A 21,552-nucleotide genomic window follows, 5' to 3' on the forward strand; every position below is an offset into this window, starting at 1 on the left:
GTATCCTAGTCTTTAGCTACCCGCTTTAAAAATGCTTCCGCTAATATGCAGCACAAGATTATTAAACCAATAACCAATAAGACGACTAAATTTAGTTTTAACCCATTTAGAGTGCCAAGTTCTTGGCTGGATACCTTAGCTTGCGCCCATCCAAGCAATGATGCTGCCAATGCTGTTCCAATCGCACCAGAATATGACTGTGCCGTCATATAAAGAACATTGCCATCATTAGTTGAAGCAGAACTCAATTGTTCCAAGCTAAGTGTCATTATATTACTGTAGCTCAGCCCTAGTCCCAGCATAAAAATAATATAAATAGCTACTAAGCTTATCACGCTTGGCTTAACCACTTGTGCAACTAAAAAAGTAGCGGTGATAATGCCTACGCCAATTATGATTGGTAAACGCGGATTGGCCTTGTCGTAAATAACACCGGCAATTGCTGAAACAAGGGCATCGACAATTGCAGCTGGCAAAATCAATAACCCCGCAGTTGCAGTTGACTGTTTAAAGGTCATCTGTAAAACATTAGGAATTAAAAATGACATGCTTAACGACAACAATTGCAATAAGAAAAAGGCCGTTAAAAATAAGTCAAAATGTTTTCTCTTAAATAGCGTCATGTCTAAAAGCGCATGAGGCTTTTTTCTTTCAAGATAAACAAACAGACTGCCGCTGCTAAGTGCCAAAAGTGCCAAGATCGGCTGAAGTAAAATTTTATTATGACTGGTAAAACCTAAAATTAAAAATAAGGTAGAAACCAAAAAGATTGCTAAAGTTACCGCCCCCTGATAATCAAAGGGAATCTTTTGCGACTTAACAGTCTGGCTGATGCTAGTTTCACCCAGCAACCAAGTAGCAATAATTACCGGAATAATAAAGGCAAACAGTGCTTGCCACGGCAAATAGTTGACTACAATCCCACCGTAAACTGGACCAACGGCTGGCGCAAAAGCAATTACCAATGTTCCGATACCCATGAAAGTACCGACTTTTTTCTTGGAGGCTTGTTCCAAAATAATTGAAAACATTAGGGGCAAACTAATCCCATTAGCTACACCTTGCAATAGTCGGCCGTACAAAAGCAGCGTGAAGTTATTAGCTACTGCAGCACAAATTGTTCCTAGAAGAAAGCTGAATACTGCAGCACGAAAAAGACCAACAGCACGGAATCTTTTTCGTAAATATGAACCAAAAGGAACAATCACCGTTGAAACAAGCATATACCCTGTCGTTAACCACTGAATTGTTGCTGGTCCCAGATGAAATTCCATCATTAGCTGGGGAAATGCAATGTTTAGTGCTGTTTCAATGACAATTCCTAAGAAGCTAAGAATGCCAATCGCAAAAATTGATCTAATAAGTCTGTGATTCTGATTCATTGAATTCTCCTTCAGCTTTTGCAATAATATGGACCATTTTTTAGTATCATAGCATAAAGCGTCCAGTTAATTTATCAATCAAGAACGCACCATCTGATTCAAATTGCTCAATAAGCTGGCTTTCTTATTAGATTTTAATCGCAAGATAAGTGATTTTTTGAGAAATTAACGAGCTATAATTAAGACAAAGGGATGAGAGGGGTGAGTTGCATAATGAATAAAAAAATAATTAGTCACTTATTAATTGCTGCTTTCGTGATTGGCGCAACCACTATTTTCAATGGGCAGATTAATATAGATCATGCTGCTAGCAATCATTTCGTTACTAAAACAATTATGCATACAGCACAAATTTATACAAAAAACGGCCAAAAAACGGCGCAAAAATATTATCCCTATAGCAAAGTTAAGGTCAGTGAAATATCAGTAAAACTCAGTCCCCAAAAACGCACTCCATATTATAAAGTAAAAAACAAGAATCAATATCTTAAGGCAAGTAACATTGATGGTGTCATCCGCCAAGTTTGCAAGAATACATTTGTCTATGCCACTAGCTCAAAAAAGGTAAAAACTAGTCCAATTAAAAAAGGCACAGAAGTGCTCACTTACGGCAATCCATTCAAGTTCAAAAATGGTCAATTATATTACCGCATCGGCGGCCCTGCTAAACAGTACATTAAAGCTAGTGCTTTAGGCCAAACAACTGGTTCCAGTTCAGCCGCAGTAAACGCTAACGGAAGAAAAGGTTCTAAATGAAGATCTATTTTTTACAAAAGCCCCACACTGCGAGGCTTCTAAACGGCAATATTTAAAGCTATCTAACGTAAGCTAAGCGAATTGATAATCATTTTTAATTAAAATGTTAAGTTCTCATTTCGATATTATAGCAAGATATAACCTTTATATCTCAAAAAGCAGATGATTAGTCTATGCTATGTTTGCTTTGAACATCTATACTAAGCAAATAATAAGGTTCTATAATTAATGTGAAAATCTTATTTCTATTTCCGAGGTGATTATATGAATTTAAATAAAAAAATTATTTTTGGTTCAATTGCAAGTTTTCTTGCCCTTAGTCCAATTGTGCCTGCGGTACTAACCCCTAGCCAAACTGTACAGGCAGCCAAAGCTACGACTTTTAAGCTTAATCATAATTCTTATGTGTATAATGCACAGGGCAAACGCACATATTACCAAGGCCAGAAAACTTTAAGACTTACTACATATTTTCGGCACATGTATGGCGCACTCTTAGACCAAGCTTTAATTACTATGTCCTACTAACGTCCTCAAGCTGATACAGCAGTAAGGACTAAATTTCAAATCCTATATAGTTAATACTGTACAATTATGTTTATTGATTAGGTCATATCAAAAAATCTATCAAATTAAAATATACATTTTCAATTAAATATTGGAATTGTGTAATGGTCTTTGCGTAATGACAAGATTGTCTAACTTTTTAGTTGTACTCCATTTTCTTGAAAGCTTTTAATTAAATCGTGTAAAAATTAATTTAAAGTCAAAATTATTTATTTGTATATAAATTATAACTATTAAAACATATTTTATGACTATAAAAATACATTAATCTATAAAATTATTCAGAATATATATTTACTTATATGCGTATATATGATAAATTAATTAAGCGCATACATAATAGTATGAGCGCTAAACAATAATTATTATTTTTTTATTATAGAAATGAATGGAATTAGCCGTAAGAATATTATTAATTTTATCGGAAGCATCACTGTGGTTTTCCTTAGTCTATTTTTTACTACTATCGTAATGGCAGAAACAAAATCTTTTGGAACAATACACAGAGGTGTATGGTCTACTGAGGCAGCACAAATATATTATAGTGGTGGTGTTTACTTCAAACCACACTATGCTACTCATACTCATCAAGGATTTGCCAAATATACTAGGGGAAGAAAAACCTTAGATTATAATTCTGCCGGGTATGTTTACAAGCCTAGTAAAAAACATTCTAAATCTGAAAAGCATGAAGCAAAGGTCAATTGTTGGGATTCTCTTAATTGGGGTGCACCTAAAACAACTTTTCACTATTCATTTACGTAATATTATATAAGTAAGGTATTGGTTTTATTAGTGACTAAAAACATTTTAAGGTTAACTGATTTTATTTTTAGCTTTTTGATAGAATTACTAAATAACATTGTGATTATATTGTATATCTCAAACAATCTTGTTCCTAAAGTAATCCCTGGTACTTTGCAGATGTTTTTTGATAACAACATATTTGTTTTGTTTGTTCCTATTTTTGCCAACTCTATTACTCTTCTTTATGTGTATCATTTAAATGAACGTACAAAAAAAGAGATAAGGTTGAGAATTATAGCAGGATCAACAACACGTCGAATGAATTATCAAATTCCAACACTATTAGTAATCGATAATTCTGTTGCTGTAATTTGTATTTGTATCGCAATGCTATTCAGCTATTCATTTTTATACAAATGTTACTTGATTTTTATAGTAACTAGTATGCTTAGATTAGGCATACTAATTATTATTACTTTTATTAAACATTAATTGGTAAATGGAGAATTCAAATAAGTGTATAGTGAATTTATTAGAAATATATTTTTAAAGCGTGTAGTCTTGATACTCTTAACCTTGGTTACCATGGTATCCTTTACTTTCATGTCTTATTCTCTTATTCGATCTAATTTACTTGTCTTACAAGGGGAAAAAGATTTACAGCAATTGATTAAAAGAGATGTGTTCATGGGAAATAATCAAATGACCAACAGTCAATTTCATTATAATTTTGACGAAAAACATATTAAACGAGCAAACGTAAAAGCCCAAAAATTATTCAATTATATTGATCATAATTACTATTACTCATCTAGATGGTCATTTAATACGGAATTATCTGATGGCTCTATACCAGTATCTATAGATACAATTAGCAAAAATTTTTTTAAATTTTATCCACTCAAAATAAAAAAAGGTAGAATTTTTTTGAGCTCGGAATATAGTAATCATACTAAGGAAATTCCAGTTCTTGTAGGTCCAGGATTGAATAAAAAAGCAAAACTTGGAACAACCTTTAGGCTGTTTAATCCTGCAAATGAAAAAACTGAAAAGTATAAAGTTATTGGTATTTTAAAAGAAAATCAAAAACTAACATCAGTTTATATGATGGACGGTGGACATATACTCAATAAAACTGTATTTAGGCCATTAACTAAAAAAGACAAGAAACATATTAATGCAACTCAATTATTTTCGGCATTTCAAGATTTGTTGATTTATAATACTTCTAAAAGCAGTATGGCAAAATTATCTAAAATTATTAAAAAAGATAATCATGCTACAGTTAAATTTATTTCAGTAAAAGAAAATATTAAAGCCTTCTATGCGGAATATAAACCAAGAGTTTTATTGATGATATTTGCATCTATAATCATGCTGATTATTTTCTTAGTTCTATTTGTATGGAATATTTGGAAAAGTCTATCAGAATCTAGACAAGAAATTGCAATTAGAGTTTCACTGGGGTTAAGAAAATATCAACTGTATATTGCAACTTTTCTATATCAGTTATTACTTACTATATTTTCATTTATACCAGTTACTATCTATGCAGTTAGAAATTCATACTTATCAGCATCAAATAGAGCTGGTTCAGCAGCACAAATAATTTTATCATCTCCTCTTCCTAAGATCGAATCAACCAGTTTAATTCTTAGCTTTTTAATATTATTGGTCATAGGTACCATTTCTTCCATGTTGACTATTTATAAATTTAATAAGACACCTTTAACTTTAAGGATGGAGACTGATGCATGAGTAAAGTAGTAAATATTAATCATTTAAGTAAGAGCTTTGGAAAAAATAAGCCTATTTTAAAAAATATAAATTTTTCACTTGAAAAAGGCTCTATGACTGCGTTGATTGGTGCCTCTGGCGAAGGCAAGACAACTTTCTTGAATTTGATCGGTTCACTAGATAATTCATACAGTGGTCAAATTATTGTTGCAGGCCAAGATTTATCACTTTGCAACGATAAAAAATTATCACAATTACGCAATACAAAGATTGGATTTGTATTACAAGAACCAATTTTAATTCAAAGACTTTCAGTAGAACAGAACATTTTATTACCCACGGTTTATTTGCCTTTAAAATCAAAAAATAAAGCAAAAATTATTAATAGGATGCATAAATTAACTCATTATTTAAACATTGACTCTCTACTTCCAAGAAACCCAAATACATTGTCAGGTGGACAAAAGCAACGAGTTGTTGCAGTAAGAGCTCTAATCAATGATCCAGAAATTGTATTAGCAGATGAGCCTACTGGGTCACTGGATGAAAAAAACGCTAAAACTATTATAAGGCTGTTTAAAAAGATAAAAGATGAAGGTAAAGCGATTTTGACAGTAACACATGATAAAGAAATTGCCGCACTACATGACAATGTATTTAAGCTTGGTAATGGAAAAATCACGAAGGTAAATTAAAGAAAGTGTGATTACTATGGGATTTTGGATAATGGTTATATCTTTTATATTAGGATTGATATTAATGATTTTTAGTCTAAAGAAGAACTTTGCTAAAGGAATTAGGTTAAGCTTATTATTAGTAGGGCTTATACTTTTAGTAATTGCAGTATATTTAGCTTTATAGAACATAAAAGTTTTATTTATTCATTTTGTAGTATACATAATGTTTAACTTTGATTGATTTTCTATTCTATAAAATATAATTATGATATAATTTTTCTTTATGCTAATAAAAATGCAACCCAAAAAATTAATTCAATTTTAGGGGTTGCATTTTTTTATATCCAAATTACTAAAACAGGATAAAAATAAAATCTTTAACCTATGGTAAAACTATTCTAGACTGCTCGCATATAATCAATTCAGCTGACTTTAATTTAAAGTACATGCTAAAACAGGCCTGGTACAAGCAGCCGGCTTTGAATGGTCTAATCTTTCATCCTCGATTTTCCAAGCTTGGCTAAACCATTAGCCAATATCCGTAAAGAAAGTTCCTAGATGACGATCTAATAGAAGACTTCTTATAATTTGGCTAACCGTCTTAAAAATAATTACCTGAAGCATAGAATTGCGATCTTAGTATACTGTAAACCACCAGCTTTAAGCTAAATAATCCAAAATACTGAACATTGCTGTTTCATTTACATATGGGATTGGCGTAGAAATAATTTGTTGAGCTGTTTGCTTAAACGCCGAGCCTGAAATATATTGGGCATCATTGACTACAATTTCTTTCAAGTTATCTTCTTCGGGCTCCAAGTGAAATTGTAGACCTACTGCCTGATTACCAAGAACAAAACCCTGATTTTGTAAATTATCATTAGAAAACAAAATCTTGGCTTCCTGCGGAATCTCAAACATTTCTTCATGCCAGTGTAAAACCTTCAGTTCATGTGGCAAACCTTTAATAATATTAGTTTGCACCGTAACTGGCCCCCAGCCTACTTCTTTAACTGGGGCCTTTTTAACTTGATAACCTAAAGTTTTGACAATTTGCTGTGCTCCATAACAGATACCCAAAATGGGAACGTTTTTGGCCAACAACTTTTTAATTAATTGCCGCTCTTGCTTAATCCACGGCAAGTCATCATTAGGGCTCATTGGTCCGCCTAAAATTACCAGAAAATCTGTTTCTTCTACCGTGGGCAAAATTCCAAACTGGTAGGGATGATAAATATAAAATTCATGGTGATGCAAATGAGCCCACTTCTGAATCGATCCCGGGCCTTCATTTGGTGTGTGCTGCAATACATTAACAATCATTATAACCTCCCCATAATTTTTAAAAGATTACTTTATACTTTACCGCTATTTACAACTTTTTGCATCAATTGCTTAACATACCCTGTAAATTTTTAGTTAAACGATTATTTTGGAGAATATTGTCATACTTGTTTAGCTTTTTTAGGCCATAACAGATTAAGAATCGCTAAAACCGCAATTGCAATTACTAAAACCTGACAGCCTGAGGCAAAATTAAAGTACAGATCACGTAGCGTGAGTCCGAAAAGATCGGTTAAAGAAAGAATATGCGTCGTTGGTAAGTAGCATAGATTAGAATCATTAATCTAACTGGGTTTTATTAAATATGCGATTGGATAACCTTGTTGCCATTGATAATAAGAGTTTAACTTTTGTCCTTTGGATAATTTAGCTATAAAAAATAGTCCTGATTGTTGTCTATCTTTCAGGACTATTTTCGTCTTTTAATCAATTTAAGTTGTTATATAGCTATTATTAGCAAACTAGCTATTATATAGTTGCTTCAATTGAGAAAAAGTATTTTGTATTGATAATTTAAGTTGTGGGAAATTTAAATAGTCTAATATTGGAAAAAAAGATTCTTTAATTCTTGAGTCATCTTTTGTTCTTATAAATAAAAATACTTCATCAAGAAATTTTAATCGGATTTTTTCGTAGGCAAAATTATCACTTAGCTTTAAAGCTTTCAATTCGAAATGTAGTTTTCTCGCATAATAGAAATCGGTATAAAGTAAAGAAAAAGCGGCATTAATTAGAGTCGCTACAGCAGCGTGTTGCCACTGATAATCATTATCATTTTTCTGATATTTGACTAAAAGTGTATACACTAATCCGAAAACACGTTTCCCTGGTAAAAGGAAAAGTGTATTGCCAAAGTTAAACAAATCTTCGTAATACCAGTTTTTAATTTCTGAAAGTAATTCCTCTAACCTACTTAAATCTCTAGGCGTGAACAAATTAATTTCTGTATCAGCTTTTAATAAATTACAAGCAATTGCTGCTCTTAATAGTTGTGTTCGATCATAAGGATTTTGTTGACTGCTTTTTAAATATACAGTCGCCAATTCTCTAAGTCGTTGATCATTATCATGATAATATGCGAAAGATATTTCTTTAAAATCAAGGTTGTCGCTTAAACTGTCCGTGACAAACTCAGACGGCTTAATACGCATACGGTCAAGCATTGCAATCACTTTTTCAAAAGACATATTAGCCTGCCCTTTTTCCCAATAATATAAAGAAGACTTAGAAGTAATATCACGAGAAGCTGTGTCTAAACTTAGCCCCTTTTGTTTTCTTATTTCTTTAAATTTTTCGCCAAATTTATTATTCATATGATCCTTTCAATGAAAAATTGAATAAGACTTAAATATTGTAAAGCTACAAATTGAGAAGTACTAAGAGTTTAATATGATTCTTAAATTTAGCCCTATTATTTAATTATTTTAAAGTATTGATCATTTCATTTTTTATATTGTGTGATCCAATATTTATTGGAGCTTACTCCATTTGGCAGGCTACTTTACTACCAGCCTTAGACTAGTCTATAAATACTGTTGCAATGTTGTTTTTGTATTATGTTCATAGCTTTTTGAATTCAATCAATTTTAATATAACCATTTTTATTAGTAACTTTAAGTAGGGGCTTATTCTTCAAAATCTTGGAGTAATGCTTCGGATATGACCGATTATTTACTTTGATTTTCCTCTTTAATTTTGTTGACAACTTATAACTCATCTTATGCGCATTGGTCATACTAAAATCGCCATTAATCAGACTAAATGAGCTGTCACCAATCATTACTGAGTTGCTAATCTTGACATCACCATATTTACAATTTCCTTTTTTACCTAATGCCGCATTAATCATGAATTGACTATTAGTTATAATAACATCACCAACATCCAAGCTAACCGTACCATTTTCTACTAAAGAATTATTTATTTTTAAATCACCATATTTTTGGTTTAAATGAACATTCTTAGAATCTACGTGGTTCATAACAACATCACCGTATTGTGCCTTGAGATCAATAGATGGGATGGCTAAGTCATTAAAACTAAGGTCGCTCAAGTTACATGTTCCTGAAATCTTTTCGATGGTATTTCTATCAGGTACAGTTACTGTAACTAAGTAGCCACCATAATTATGATGCTTAACTGGCTTATCATAGATAGTTAGTTGATTATTATCAACTGTAACTTTAGTATCTGTAATACGAGATTTAAGCTTCCCACTAACTGTGACATGAAAATCTTCGCCTACAATAAATTTTAGACTTGAGCGATCAGTATCAAGTTTAACTTGGTTGAATGCTGCCGTTTTAAAGGTTTTACTAACTTTTTGGCTAGCAGGTGCCTTTTGTGACACTGCTTTAGCATTAGTATTTTGAAAATTCAAGGCTCTTGTAACTGGAATGCCACTAATTAATATTAAAATAATTCCTATTAAAGATATTATTTGAGATCTTTTCTTCATAATTATTTCTCCTATCTATTCACATTAACTATTTTTTTGAAAGCCTGCTATCTAATCGAAGATATGGATGTCGCCTTTCCTAGCCTTAACAGTAAGCATTGGCTTATTATTGATGGTTCGCTCAAAATGAGTTGAGTGCGACTTGCCAAAGAATTTAATTTTATTTTTCTTGCTGCATGATAGGTTATAACCAATCTTTGGTGAATCATACATAGTAAGGTCACCCTCGTGAAGAGCGAATGAACTATTCCCCAGCACCTTCGATCCTTCAATATCAACATCATATACATCCGAATACTTTGCATTCATTTGAAATTTGCAAGTATCAATTACCGTATTACCAGTATCTGAAGTTAAAGTTGAGTTATTAATAGTTGAATCAGTAGCAGAAAAATTACCCGACACTTGACGTAGTTTAAGCTCGTTAGTTTTAATTTTATACAGTCTAACGTCACCATAAATAGCTGCTAGCTTGATATTATTAAGGTTTAATTTATGAAGTTTAATGTCACTGCCATAGCTGTAACCTGTAATGCTTTGCAAAGTATCGCTATTAGGTACCGTTACACTGACATTGTATCTGCCTTTACGGATTGAGTGTGAGCTAGAAATAGTGAGACTTTTATTGTTAACAGTAGCTTTTATTTTCTTTGCATCTGGTCCGGTAGCCTTAACCTGAAAACTCTTTCCTGTTGTAACTTTAAGGTTGATAAATCTTTTATCTAGACGAGCTTTATTAATATTAACGTTAATTTTTTCAAAGGCAGGAACGTCAAAAACTTTCGCAGTTTTACCTTTCTTTTTTACGTAGGTAATTTTAGTCTGATCAGCTTTAACATTTTGCTTATTACTTACTTTTATACCAATAAATAGTAAAGCAACTATGACGAAAAGCGAAATATACAATTTACTTATTTTTTTCATCTTTATCTCCCTACTTTCAACATTCCTCTTATTATGAATAATAAATAAAATCATAATTGAAAAATCAGAAGTTGTATATTGAACAAATTTCCTGTTATTTTTTCAACTTAATAAATCAGTTATTCACACTTAAAAGCTAGATAGTTCCTTTTTAGAAAATAATTCAACTATTAATTTATCAATACGATCTTTCAAAACCGCAAATTCGCCCTTCCGCGTCTTATTGGCCTGAATAATAATCATGGTCTTCGCCGTCTTCGTGCTGCGCATGAAGGTGTAGTAGCCTTCTCCTGCCCCATTAGCCGTCTTTAGCCCTAAACTGGCGTCGTTATAAAAACCACCATTATAATAATATGGCGGACGCGCCCGGTAGAGTTCTCGCCGGCTCTTTTTACTGAGCAGGCTGCCGGCTAGGATATAATTCATTACCTTGGCTAAATCATGATTTGACATCACGACTGACCCGGCACCCAATTCATCATGCGCGGCTTGCAGCGCTTTTTTGTGCTTGACCACATCATAGCGGCCGCCGCGGTAAATCTTGCCCGGTACCAAGCGGCTGGCAATAATCTTGCCCGGCTTGGACCATAAAAACTCCGTCTGTTTTAACTGCAGCGGCTCAACGTAGGTTGCCCGGAAAAGCTGCTCATAGCTTTGACCGGTTACCTGCGTCATTATGCCGCACAAGTATACATAATTAAGCGAGCTGTAATACCATTTGCCCAACATCTTCGGCTTAAACACCGTCTTTTTCACATCGCAGGCTAGATTATCCTGGTCAGAGACAAAGTGCCGCCGGCCTAACCGCGCTCCTGGTTTTAACTGCAGCCCAGCCGTCATTGCCAATAAATTTTCAATCGTAATCTTTTTCGCACCCGGTATTGCCGGATAGAACCGCGCTAAGCGCTCATGCAAGCTCAGCTTGCCCTCCTGCACTAGCTTCATGACCATGGCGGCGGTCATTGACTTTTGGACGGAATTAATTAAATAACTAGTGTCAGTAGTATTATTGCTAGCATAATCAAGCAAAACTTTGCCTTTGCTAATAACTAAAACTGAACCCTTGATCCCTAAGGCATCAATTCGCTGGCGCACTATTTTACTTTTAAACGATTGTTTTGCGGCTTTTGCTTAGCTGCGACTTCATAGCGGGCTTTTTGCCACTTCTTGGTATAGAAGTAGTTATGGATGTTGTAGTTGTAGCGGTTATCGGGCTGCGCCATGAACGGCTTAACCGCCTGGTCGACTGCCACCCAGCCGCGCCAGCCCAAGTGAATCGTATCTTCCATGAAGTACTGCTCGCCGCCCCGCTTTGACAAGTCGGTAACCTGGTCAAAGCCTTGGCTGCGCAGCTGGTACTTAATTTTAGCGACTGCCTGCTGGTACATCGTCTGCGATAAGCCGGTATAGTCCGCCCACTTTTGGTTAATTGGCGGAATGATGAACAAGACATTAGTGTGCTGTTTGGCAAACTGGTGCAACATCAGCTCAAAATCGCTGTATTCGACCGACTTGGTATAATCAAAGTTTTTCTGACTGTCCTTTAATTTAGCCAGATTGCGCTTATTCAGCCGCATCTTAAAGAAGCGGTTGTTAATCCCAAACTCATTGGAATTAGTATGAATTGCCGCTTGCTGGCTGGCAACTCGGTCCAGTGCCTTGGCCGAGTCAGTTGCTGGCAGCAGCTTGGCCTGACCATTTATTTTGGGCAGGCGGTCGCGCAATTGGAAGGTACTGAAAAACTTGTCCTCATTATTAAGCATGCGCCGCTGATTTTCGAGGTAGAAACGCTGCACGCTTGACAAGGGCTGGCCGCTGGCTGCTTTTTTCATGCCGGCTTTGACCATGCCCTTGACTTCCGGCATTGCCAAGAAGCGCTGGGCAGCGTAGCGGCTGGCGCGGCTGCTTTTCTTGAGGTCTAACAAGAAGTTGCAGGCCTGCAGCGGTGAATAATACAGCGCAAACGCCTCCGGGTTTTGCCCCATTTTCGTAAACCATTGCGGTGACACAATCACGACGGCTTTTTTGTTTTTTAGCTGCTTGGCCGTTCCCTGCATGCCCAAAAATTGGGCTAGCGACTGGCTGCCCGGCCCGCCTAGTAAAAACGGCCGGTAATTGCGGTGATATTTTTGAGCCAACACGCTGGGGTGCAGCGGATCAAGCCGGGACAGTTCACTAGAGCCGTAAAAGGGCACATAGTCGTCCTTAAAGGCATCCTGCTTCATCAAGGAACCCTTAAAAACCGTGGTCGTCTGCGAATTGGCCGCCTGATAAATAGCGTCCTGCGAAAAGGTCCGCTCCCAAGGCAACAAAAAAATCACCAGCAATAAGATAAAAGTGCAAAGAACTGGGCCAAAGATTTGCCACAGCCGGCGTTTGTTACTCATTTTTTAAACTTTCCACCTTTGCCACAATCTTGCTGGGTGTATTCCATTCGTTCCGGTCAAATTCGGAAACCGGCACATCGATCGCAAATTTTTCCTGCAGGTTCAGTAACATCTGCACGCTGGCCATGGAGTCCATTAGCCCGTTGGCAAAAATATCTTCATCCATCTTGCCGGCTAAGTCTTCTCCGGTTAAATCTTGTAAAATTGCTAAAACTTCTTCTTTAATATCCATGATTAAACCTCTTAAATAATTCTATTGCCTGTTTAAGCTACTTCCAGCCAAACCAGAGCTGGCTGAGAAAACCTGAAAAAATCAGGAAACTGAAACAAACGACGTTAAAGGTGACGAAAATTGCCAGCCACTTGGTGTACTTGTTAGCCGGCAGCTTATCCTTATGCTTCTTTTTAAACCTGAGCCAGCAGTCATTAATAATGATGGCGCAGGCATGGAACAAGCCGTAAACAATGTAATACCAGCTTAGCCCGTGCCAAAAGCCCATCACTAAAAACAAGAGCAGGTAGGCCGCCTGCGATAGGCGCACCGGGTTTTTAAACAGCTTTTTCTTCATTGCGAAGAAGGTAAACCGCATGTAGATGTAATCCCTAAACCAAAACGACAGCGTCATGTGCCACCGGTTCCAGAATTCCTTGATATTCTGCGAAATAAACGGCTTGTTAAAGTTCATTGGCGTGTGAATACCCATGAAGTAGGAAATTGCCACGGCAAACAATGAATAGCCCGCAAAATCAAAGAACAGGTACATGCTGTAACAGTACATGTAAGCCAGCAGCCACCACGATAATTTCAGGCCGCCGTTAGCGGTACCGGCAATTAAGGCTGCCCGCTCAATTTTAGGCAGCCAGTAAGTGCCAAAGAACCAGCCCAAGATAAATTTATACAAAAAGCCTTGGAACAGGTAACGCGTGGCTAAGCCTAAATCCGTCAGATAAGCTGTCCGTTTAGGGGCGGCGTCGCATTCTTTGGCAAAGCGCCGGTAACGGTCGATGGGCCCCGAAGAAATCGTCGGGAAAAACAGCAGGAAGCGTAAGTAAGTAACCAAGTCAATTTCCTTAATCGCCCCGTCGCGGACTTCCATGATGACCTGCACGGTTTTGAAAGTGATGTACGAAATCCCCAGAAAGGCCAAGACTCCCGGTATTTTAGCCTGGGGAAAGGCCGTTTGGACTTTTACCAAAATCAGGGGCACAATCGCTAGGAAAACCGCTAGGTAAAAGACCCACGTTTTGTTGGCCCGGTTTTTACGATAATACAGGTAACAATAAGTCAGCAGCAGCTCAAGCAATAAGTATATTAGCAGGCTGACGCCCTGCTGCCACTTATCCCCGTCAAAAATTAGGAAGAGAAAGACCAGCGAAAAAGCTATTTCATATAACTTAAAGCGGTGGCCATAATACAGACCCAAAATGATTGGTATTAAGCCAATCATTAGGAAAACAAAGTAGTGTGGATTCCCATAAGGCTGCAGATTAATCAAATTAAAATGCACTACTCGTTAACCTCCTTAATAACGGCCCTGATGTCAACCTTGCCGTTTTGCGAAATCGGTAATTGGTCCCGGTAGACAAACCGCTGCGGAATCATGTACGGCATCAGGTTCTGGGCCAGATCAGCCCGAATCAGCTGCGTAATTTCGTCTTCGCTATAGCGCTTTTTGACGCCGTCTTTTAGTTCAATTTCCGCCACAATTTGCTTGACCGTGTGGTCGCTGCCATATTTAGGCGCAGCCACGCCGTGGGCAACAAACTTATTTTTACCTAAATAATAGTTGATTTCTTCTAATTCGATCCGGTAGCCGTTGAATTTGATTTGGAAATCAATCCGGCCCCGGTAAAAGAGCAAGTCGCCAGCAAAGAACCCCTCATCGCCGGAGCGATGGCTCGGGTACTGCTCGGACGGCGCTTGGAAGAAAGCCTTCGCCGTTTTTTCCGGGTTATTAAGGTAGCCCTTAGAAGTGCTCGGCCCGGTAATGATAATCTCGCCTTGCCCTGGCTGATCGCCCTTAGTTTTGTCAATCGTGATTTGGGTATCTTCTTTTACCCGCCCGATTGGCAGGCGGTCATAGTTAGCTAAGACTTCCGGCGTAATTTCCACCTGCGTCACCGCCACCGTGGTTTCGGTGGGGCCATAGGTGTTGAAAATCTTGGCCTGCGGGAACTTCTTTTGGAGCAGCTCCGCCTCATTATGCGGCAATTCCTCGCCGCAAAAGAGAAAGTGCGTCAGGTCCGGATGATGCTCGCCCGTAAAGGTCTTGTCCAAAAAGCACATCTGGGCAAATGACGGCGTCGACACCCAAACGTTAAACTGCAATTGCGGCAGCGTTTGGAAAAGCTGCGCAAAGTTTTCCGTCACGTCATGCGGCAGAACAACCAGCTTGCCTGCTCCCACTAAAGCCGGGTACAAGCTCATGACCGACAGGTCAAACGAATACGGCGCTTGGGCCAGAAAACTAGGGTGTGCTGGCAAAGCAAAGTCGCTCATCTCCCAGTTGACAAAACTCAAGAGGTTGTTGTGACTGATCTGCACGCCCTTGGGCTTGCCGCTGGTGCCCGAAGTAAAGATAATGTAGAAATTATCATCGCCCTGAACAAAATTGGCCGGATCAACCGCGCTGGTCTCATTACCCACCTCTTCGGGGCGGATAACCTGCAAGTCAGGTAAAGCAATTGCTGGCAGCTCTTCAATCGCAATGATTGCTTCGGCTGCAGCTACTTCTTGGATCAGCACAATTCTTTCGGCATTCGAATAGCTGGCAATCGGGATATAGGCGTGACCGGCTTTAACACAGCCAAGAAAGCTGGCAATCATGTCAAAAGTCTGCCCGCCCCAGATCATAATCGGGCTGCCCGGACTGAGATTAAGGCCCATAATGTAGCCAGCCCAAGCATCGGAACGCTTTTTCAAGTCGCCGTAAGTGTTAGTTTGGCCCAGAAAGTCATAGGCAATCCGGTCTGGCTCAGCCAGCGCAATCTGATCAATTTTCTTGATAATATTTTTAATCATTGTTGTACCACCTTAAAATTCATTGTAAATAAAGTGAACCGAGGTTAGGCCGCTATATTGATACAAATAGATTAATGCTATTAAAATAGCGCAATAAATAATTGTCGTGAGAATAAACTTGCCAACACGTTTAGCACGTGAAGTAGTTTGATCTTTTTTAACCATATTCTTCATATCTCTTTCAACTTTTCTTTATTATATGATATATAGCATACATGATTAATTATATTATATAAAATATAATATGCAACAATTTTTTAAAAGATAGGAACATTAGAGATGAAATTTAATAACAGTAATCTAAGCTTTCCAGATTGCAACTCCTAAGCTAAAATCAAAAAATCTATCACTTTTAGTAGAATATCATTTATAGAAAAAAAGCCTGACTTTATTCTGTATAGTGAACAAAATCAGACTTTTATTTTTGTTATATTAATACTAACCTATCTGTACCAGATAAGCTTACAATCCTTTATTTGGAACTAAGAATGGCTAATGGAATAAATAAGATATTCTTCTAGATATAGTACATCAATTGTATATGGCTTTTAACTGTAGAAATGATTTTTCCAAAGATGAACGTAATTTATTTAACCCTAAATAGCTTAATGTGGGAAAAAATATTTTATTAATATTTTGGTCATCTTTGGTTTGTGTATACAAAATACATTCGTTACCAAATTCTAGACGAATTTTTTCATAAGCCAAATCATCATCTATTTTTATATTATTAAGTTCAGTAATTAATTTCTTTGCATATACCGAATTTTTAAATAGTAATACTAGTGCTGCATTGTTTAACGTTGTTACAGTTTCATGCCTCCAACTAATATTATGAACAATATCATCTGTATTTTTTTGATATTTTTGTATAAGCATCTGTGCCAAACCAATGATTCGTTTTCCAGGTAAAAGAAAAAGTGTATTACCAAAATTAAATAAGTCTTCATAGCGCCAGTCTTTAATTTCTGATAATAGCTCTTCTAAACGCTTAGTATCTCGCGGCATAAATAAATTTTGTCCCGTATCAGACTTTAAAAAGCTACAGGCAACTGCAGCTCTCAATAGCAAAGTTCGATTATAAGGCTTCTTTTGACTTGCTTTTAAATATATTGAAGCTAAGCTCTGAAGTTTTTTGTCGTTATCAGTTAAATAAGCCGAAACAATCTTTTGATAGTCAATGTTATCGTTTAAACTATCGGTAACAAATTCAGATGGCTTAATACGCATGCGTTCAAGCATTGCAATCACTTTTTCAAAAGACATATTAGCCTGTCCTTTTTCCCAATAATATAAAGAAGACTTAGAAGTAATGTCACGAGAAGCTATATCTAAACTCATCCCTTTTTGTTTTCTTATTTGTTTAAATTTTTCGCCAAACTTAATATTCATAAAATCTCCTAATTTAAAGCATAAATTAAATAATACTTATTTACTTAACGGTGATTTTATCTGCAACAAAAAGATATTGCCTTAACAATTCCGCAAAATGCTTTACTAATCTACACGTAACGACTGTTTCAATAAGTTCATAATCAATTTATCTACTCTCTTATATTATATATAGCCAAACCAAATATTTTGGCAAGATGAAATTGTGCTTTTGCAGTAAAAAATAATCGGAAATTTGTTCTGTATACAGAAATTTTCATTTTTGTAATTAAGATTTTATATATTATTCATAATAAGAGGCATGCTGAAAGTAAGGAGATAAAGATGAAAAAAATCAGCAAATTGTGTATTTCGCTATTCGTCATAATTGCTTTACTATTTATTGGTATAAAAGTAAGTAATAATAGGCAAAATGCTAAAGCAGATCAAACTAAAATTACCTACGTAAAAAAGAAGGGCAGGACTATTAAAGTCTTTAATGTTCCTGCCTTTGAAAAAATTAACGTTAATATTAATAAAGCTCGTCTAGATAAAAGATTTATCAACCTAAAAGTTTCAACTGGAAAAAATTTTCAGGTCAAGGCTACCGGACCAGATGCCAAAAAAATAAAAGCTACCGTTAACAACAAAAGTCTCACTATTTCTAGCTCACACTCAATCCGTAAAGGCAGATACAAAGTCAGTGTAACGGTACCTAATAGCGATGCTTTGCAAAGCATTACTGGTTATAGCTATGGTAGTAATGTTAGTCTTCACAAATTGAACCTTACTGACATTCAACTAGCCGCAATCTATGGTGATGTTACATTAGACAAGATTAAAACTAATGAGCTTAAACTACGTCAAGTTTACGGAGATTTTACAGCAAGCAATTCAACTATAAACAAGGCAAACTTAACTACAGATACCGGTGATACGGTAATTAGTAGTTGTAAATTCCAAATGAATGCAAAGTATTCTGGTGTATGTGATGTTGAAGTTGAGGATGATTCCAAGATACTCGGCAACAGTTCGTTTAGTCTACATGAAGGAGACTTCATCATGTATGATTCACCAAAGATTGGTTATAACCTATCATGCAGCAAAAAAAATAAAATTAAATTCTTTGGTAAGTCGCACTCAACTCATTTTGAGCGAACCATCAATAATAAGCCAATGCTTACTGTTAAGGATAGGAAAGGTTATATCAGTATCAAAGATTAGAAAATAACAAGCATGTATTTCAAACAAAAGCGTTTATTTTTTACACTTTATTGTTTAATAGCTAGAAGGTAAAATACGATGAATAAAAAAATTAAATTATGTTCAATTATAATAATTCTAGGTCTAGCTGTTTTTTGCGGTGGCAAAGCAATATCCAACCAGCAAAATGTTACAGCAGCTAATCCCTCAGCCACTCAATCAGGTGATACGAGTCGAGTAATAAAAGTTGATCAGTTCAACAGTATTAAGTTCGCAGCTTATCGACCTGACATAAAAATTTCTTCAGGAAATAATTTTCAAGTTACTGTAAGTGGGAGCCAAGGAGCAGATATCAATAAAATCAAGGCTGAAGTTAAAAACAAGCAATTAGTAATCTCAGATCAACCCGAAAAATCATATCGGGATGGAAACTACTATATAAATGTTACTGTTCCTAATACAACAACAATTAAAAAACTAACTGGTTTCTGTGATTCCGGCGATTTCAGCTTGAACCAACTAAATGTTCCTCAAGTTAACATGTCATTCCACGTTGGTGACGTTAAAATTAACCATCTTAAAGCAAAAAATATTCGTCTTAAGCTAAAAAGCGGTGACCTTAAAGTTACTAGTTCGAACTTTAACAAGGCTTCATTCGCCTTAGACGAAGGTGATTTTTCTATCAGCAAAAGTAAGTTTAAAGCCAATGTAACAATGGGCGAAATGGGCTATGCCAAAGTCAAAAGTTCAAAATTGCTTGGTAACAGCTCTTTTAAATTAGCTGAGGGCAACTTCCAAATGTCCAATGCGCCAAAACTTAGTTATAAGCTTGCTACCAAACATTCAGGCATAGTTAAAGTTCATAATAAGTCTCATCATCATAATTTTTCTAAAACTTTATCACATCGACCACTTCTTAAAGTCACTAGTAAAAGCGGTGATATTAATATTAAGTAATCTTAAACAGCAACTGGGAGCTTATTAAAGTCGAAACTTTAGCAAATCCAAGATTCCACAAAATTAATGTGTTTTTTTACATTTATAGATGTAATATAGTCGTAGCCTAATCATATTAGTAACCGTTAATTCACTTCAATTAAAAAATTTAGGCTGATATTTTTATTCTAGCGTGGTAACTAAATGATTGGCTATTAATCAAATGTTTTTAAAAATAATTCTAAGTATGTTAAGCGGCTTAGTCTAATTTCACTTACCATATTCTAGAAAAATAATTTATATTGAGGTGATTTTATGAATCTAAATAAAAAAATAGTGTTCGGTTCAGTCGCAAGTATTTTAGCGCTGGGCTTACCGATAATTCAAAATTCAAATCTATCAACTGTATCTGCTAAATCAGCAACTATTACTTTAAATCATAATTCCTACATTTACAGCTCTAATGGTAAACGTACTAATTTCAATGGTAAAAAGACCTTAAAAACAGGTACGGTTGTAAATTCAAATGGAAAGATTTCAACTATTAATGGTAAGAATTATTATTCCATTACTAACAATGCTTATATTAAAGCCAGCAATGTAGGGATGATTGATGATCAAGTCCAAAAAGGCAATTTGCAGTTAAATTATAATTCATTTGTCTACGACAAAAACGGCAAGCGCTTATCTACATACCGTGGGAGTAAATCTAATACCCATATCAAAAAAGGCACTCCTTTAAAATATGCCACTTCTATTGAGCCTGTTGATCGAAATAGTAAACATTTTTATCTTTTAAATGACGATGGTTACAATCAATCTTGGCTACCATATGAAAAAATCGGTAATAAATATTACTACAATATTGGTGCTGGAGGCTATATCAATGCTTCGAATGTAGATAAAATTGACAATAAGCCCCTATACACTACTGAAACTTCTGTTACAATTGAAAACTCAAATATTAAGCAGCCATTTACGATTGGTACTGGCAAAGACAAAACAGAAATACAGAATGGTAAGACTTACAACGTTGACAGGATTACAGGTGTAACCGCTGATCCATCTAGTCTTACAGAATATCGTATCAGCGGTACTACCGATGCCTTTATTAGTTCTAACCTTGTCAAAACTAGGCCTCGTCAAAGATTAGAAATATATACGTATGCCACATATGTAAGTTTTAATAAATCTACAAGTACATATGACGCACACGGAAAGGCCCTACATATTGAAGGTACCCATTCTACTTTTAATAAAAATGATAAATATCCGGTTGAGGATTTAACATACATTTGGATTCCTGAAGAAAATAAGGCTGAACTATTTTACTTACTACAATATTCCTGGACTAAAAATGGTATCAAAAATAGTATACCGGGTAACTTTGTGAATGAGAGTTATCAAGGACTTATCTACGTTAAAGCATCTGATGTAAATTACTGTTCTGGACCTTATCTGAAACCAGATAATTCTCCTGAGCAGGCAAAAGCAGATGCTAACGTGGCCAAGGAAGCTGATAAAAAAGAGCTTCAAAACTTAATTAGTCAAGAAAATACGATAGTTGCCTATAAGAAGAATAATGTTATCAGATTTTGTGACGTATATTATAGCTATGCCTTAAAATTTGCTAAGAGCATAAATGACTCAAATACTGCAACTATAGCAGAAGTTAAAAAAGCCACTTCATTATTATCTACAGCTCAAAAAGCAGTAATTAATAGTACTCCTGAACAAGACCAAATAGATAATATTTTGATAAACACTAATCCCTATCTTTATATAAAATAGAATAGCAATAATCAAAGCTAATACAGTTTAAAGCTTCATTTCGATATTTAATCGGAATGAAGCTTTTTATTTATTATTGGATTAAAACATAATTAAGACTAGTACGCTTGAAGGTTTGTTTAATCGACATTTATAACCTCGTTAGCATGTAGTCTTTTGTAGCTTTAATATACATGTTTTTACTAATTAGCGACATGTAACAAATCGCAAGCAGTGACTAGTATTTATTAATAGTCACTGCTTTTTTGTG

Annotated in this window: 20 protein-coding genes; 8 read left to right on the forward strand and 12 right to left on the reverse strand. The window is 35.6% G+C overall.

From position 1 onward, the window contains the following. Window positions 1–5: 5 nt before the first annotated feature. The gene (locus tag J3U54_RS01960; protein WP_267384861.1) at window positions 6–1,382 is read right to left on the reverse strand and encodes an MFS transporter; all 1,377 of its coding nucleotides are present in this window, start codon (window positions 1,380–1,382) and stop codon (window positions 6–8) included. A gap of 213 nt (window positions 1,383–1,595) precedes the next feature. On the opposite strand from J3U54_RS01960, the gene J3U54_RS01965 reads away from it, so the two are divergent. The 5 genes from J3U54_RS01965 to J3U54_RS01985 all read left to right on the forward strand — a co-directional run bounded on the left by J3U54_RS01965 (window position 1,596) and on the right by J3U54_RS01985 (window position 5,884). After that, window positions 1,596–2,138: an SLAP domain-containing protein gene (locus J3U54_RS01965; protein WP_267384863.1), complete on the forward strand. Its 543-nt coding sequence runs from the start codon at window positions 1,596–1,598 to the stop codon at window positions 2,136–2,138. Between the two features lie 264 nt (window positions 2,139–2,402). Then, window positions 2,403–2,666 carry an SLAP domain-containing protein gene (locus J3U54_RS01970; RefSeq protein WP_103753033.1) on the forward strand — a complete coding sequence of 88 codons (264 nt, stop codon included), beginning with the start codon at window positions 2,403–2,405 and terminating at the stop codon, window positions 2,664–2,666. Window positions 2,667–3,140: 474 nt separating this feature from the next. After that, the gene (locus J3U54_RS01975; RefSeq protein ID WP_267384866.1) at window positions 3,141–3,470 is read left to right on the forward strand and encodes a hypothetical protein; all 330 of its coding nucleotides are present in this window, start codon (window positions 3,141–3,143) and stop codon (window positions 3,468–3,470) included. 585 nt (window positions 3,471–4,055) lie between these two features. Further along, entirely contained in the window at window positions 4,056–5,210 is a 1,155-nt protein-coding gene (locus J3U54_RS01980; protein WP_323848299.1) for an ABC transporter permease, read from the forward strand. Continuing rightward, window positions 5,207–5,884: an ABC transporter ATP-binding protein gene (locus tag J3U54_RS01985; RefSeq protein ID WP_103753036.1), complete on the forward strand. Its 678-nt coding sequence runs from the start codon at window positions 5,207–5,209 to the stop codon at window positions 5,882–5,884. The genes J3U54_RS01980 and J3U54_RS01985 overlap by 4 nt, the downstream gene beginning before the upstream one ends. Before the next feature lie 642 nt (window positions 5,885–6,526). Here J3U54_RS01985 and J3U54_RS01990 read toward each other — a convergent pair. The 11 genes from J3U54_RS01990 to J3U54_RS02040 form a co-directional block, all read right to left on the reverse strand. Beyond that, window positions 6,527–7,189, reverse strand: a complete 663-nt coding sequence (locus J3U54_RS01990; RefSeq protein WP_103753037.1) for a type 1 glutamine amidotransferase — start codon at window positions 7,187–7,189, stop codon at window positions 6,527–6,529. 482 nt (window positions 7,190–7,671) lie between these two features. Beyond that, complete coding sequence (locus J3U54_RS01995) at window positions 7,672–8,523, reverse strand: Rgg/GadR/MutR family transcriptional regulator (protein WP_267384872.1); 852 nt, start codon at window positions 8,521–8,523, stop codon at window positions 7,672–7,674. Window positions 8,524–8,786: 263 nt separating this feature from the next. After that, a complete protein-coding gene (locus J3U54_RS02000; protein ID WP_267384874.1) occupies window positions 8,787–9,668 on the reverse strand; it encodes a DUF4097 family beta strand repeat-containing protein in 882 nt (293 codons plus the stop codon). A 51-nt stretch (window positions 9,669–9,719) separates the two neighbouring features. After that, window positions 9,720–10,592: a DUF4097 family beta strand repeat-containing protein gene (locus J3U54_RS02005; RefSeq protein WP_267384876.1), complete on the reverse strand. Its 873-nt coding sequence runs from the start codon at window positions 10,590–10,592 to the stop codon at window positions 9,720–9,722. A gap of 129 nt (window positions 10,593–10,721) precedes the next feature. Next, window positions 10,722–11,687, reverse strand: a complete 966-nt coding sequence (locus tag J3U54_RS02010; RefSeq protein WP_267384878.1) for a serine hydrolase domain-containing protein — start codon at window positions 11,685–11,687, stop codon at window positions 10,722–10,724. After that, complete coding sequence (gene dltD / locus J3U54_RS02015) at window positions 11,687–12,979, reverse strand: D-alanyl-lipoteichoic acid biosynthesis protein DltD (RefSeq protein WP_267384880.1); 1,293 nt, start codon at window positions 12,977–12,979, stop codon at window positions 11,687–11,689. Before dltD ends, J3U54_RS02010 begins: the two co-directional genes overlap by 1 nt. Next, window positions 12,972–13,211 carry a D-alanine--poly(phosphoribitol) ligase subunit DltC gene (gene dltC / locus J3U54_RS02020; RefSeq protein WP_103752597.1) on the reverse strand — a complete coding sequence of 80 codons (240 nt, stop codon included), beginning with the start codon at window positions 13,209–13,211 and terminating at the stop codon, window positions 12,972–12,974. The genes dltD and dltC overlap by 8 nt, the downstream gene beginning before the upstream one ends. Before the next feature lie 37 nt (window positions 13,212–13,248). Next, complete coding sequence (gene dltB, locus J3U54_RS02025; protein WP_267384882.1) at window positions 13,249–14,487, reverse strand: D-alanyl-lipoteichoic acid biosynthesis protein DltB; 1,239 nt, start codon at window positions 14,485–14,487, stop codon at window positions 13,249–13,251. After that, window positions 14,487–16,001, reverse strand: coding sequence for a D-alanine--poly(phosphoribitol) ligase subunit DltA (gene dltA / locus J3U54_RS02030; protein ID WP_267384884.1), 1,515 nt, complete (start codon window positions 15,999–16,001; stop codon window positions 14,487–14,489). Before dltA ends, dltB begins: the two co-directional genes overlap by 1 nt. Before the next feature lie 12 nt (window positions 16,002–16,013). After that, entirely contained in the window at window positions 16,014–16,166 is a 153-nt protein-coding gene (locus J3U54_RS02035) for a teichoic acid D-Ala incorporation-associated protein DltX (protein WP_267384886.1), read from the reverse strand. 366 nt (window positions 16,167–16,532) lie between these two features. Then, window positions 16,533–17,393 (reverse strand): Rgg/GadR/MutR family transcriptional regulator, encoded by an 861-nt coding sequence (locus J3U54_RS02040; RefSeq protein ID WP_267384888.1) that lies wholly within the window; start codon window positions 17,391–17,393, stop codon window positions 16,533–16,535. A gap of 324 nt (window positions 17,394–17,717) precedes the next feature. Between J3U54_RS02040 and J3U54_RS02045 the strand changes: the two genes are divergently transcribed. From J3U54_RS02045 to J3U54_RS02055, 3 genes are all read left to right on the forward strand, one after another. Beyond that, the gene (locus tag J3U54_RS02045; RefSeq protein WP_267384890.1) at window positions 17,718–18,596 is read left to right on the forward strand and encodes a DUF4097 family beta strand repeat-containing protein; all 879 of its coding nucleotides are present in this window, start codon (window positions 17,718–17,720) and stop codon (window positions 18,594–18,596) included. 78 nt (window positions 18,597–18,674) lie between these two features. Next, a complete protein-coding gene (locus J3U54_RS02050; protein ID WP_267384892.1) occupies window positions 18,675–19,532 on the forward strand; it encodes a DUF4097 family beta strand repeat-containing protein in 858 nt (285 codons plus the stop codon). A 294-nt stretch (window positions 19,533–19,826) separates the two neighbouring features. Further along, window positions 19,827–21,302: an SLAP domain-containing protein gene (locus J3U54_RS02055; RefSeq protein WP_267384894.1), complete on the forward strand. Its 1,476-nt coding sequence runs from the start codon at window positions 19,827–19,829 to the stop codon at window positions 21,300–21,302. The last annotated feature ends 250 nt before the right edge of the window (window positions 21,303–21,552 follow it).

Origin of the sequence: Lactobacillus sp. B4007 (assembly GCF_026535895.1) — a bacterium.
Taxonomy (GTDB): Bacteria; Bacillota; Bacilli; order Lactobacillales; family Lactobacillaceae; genus Lactobacillus; species Lactobacillus panisapium.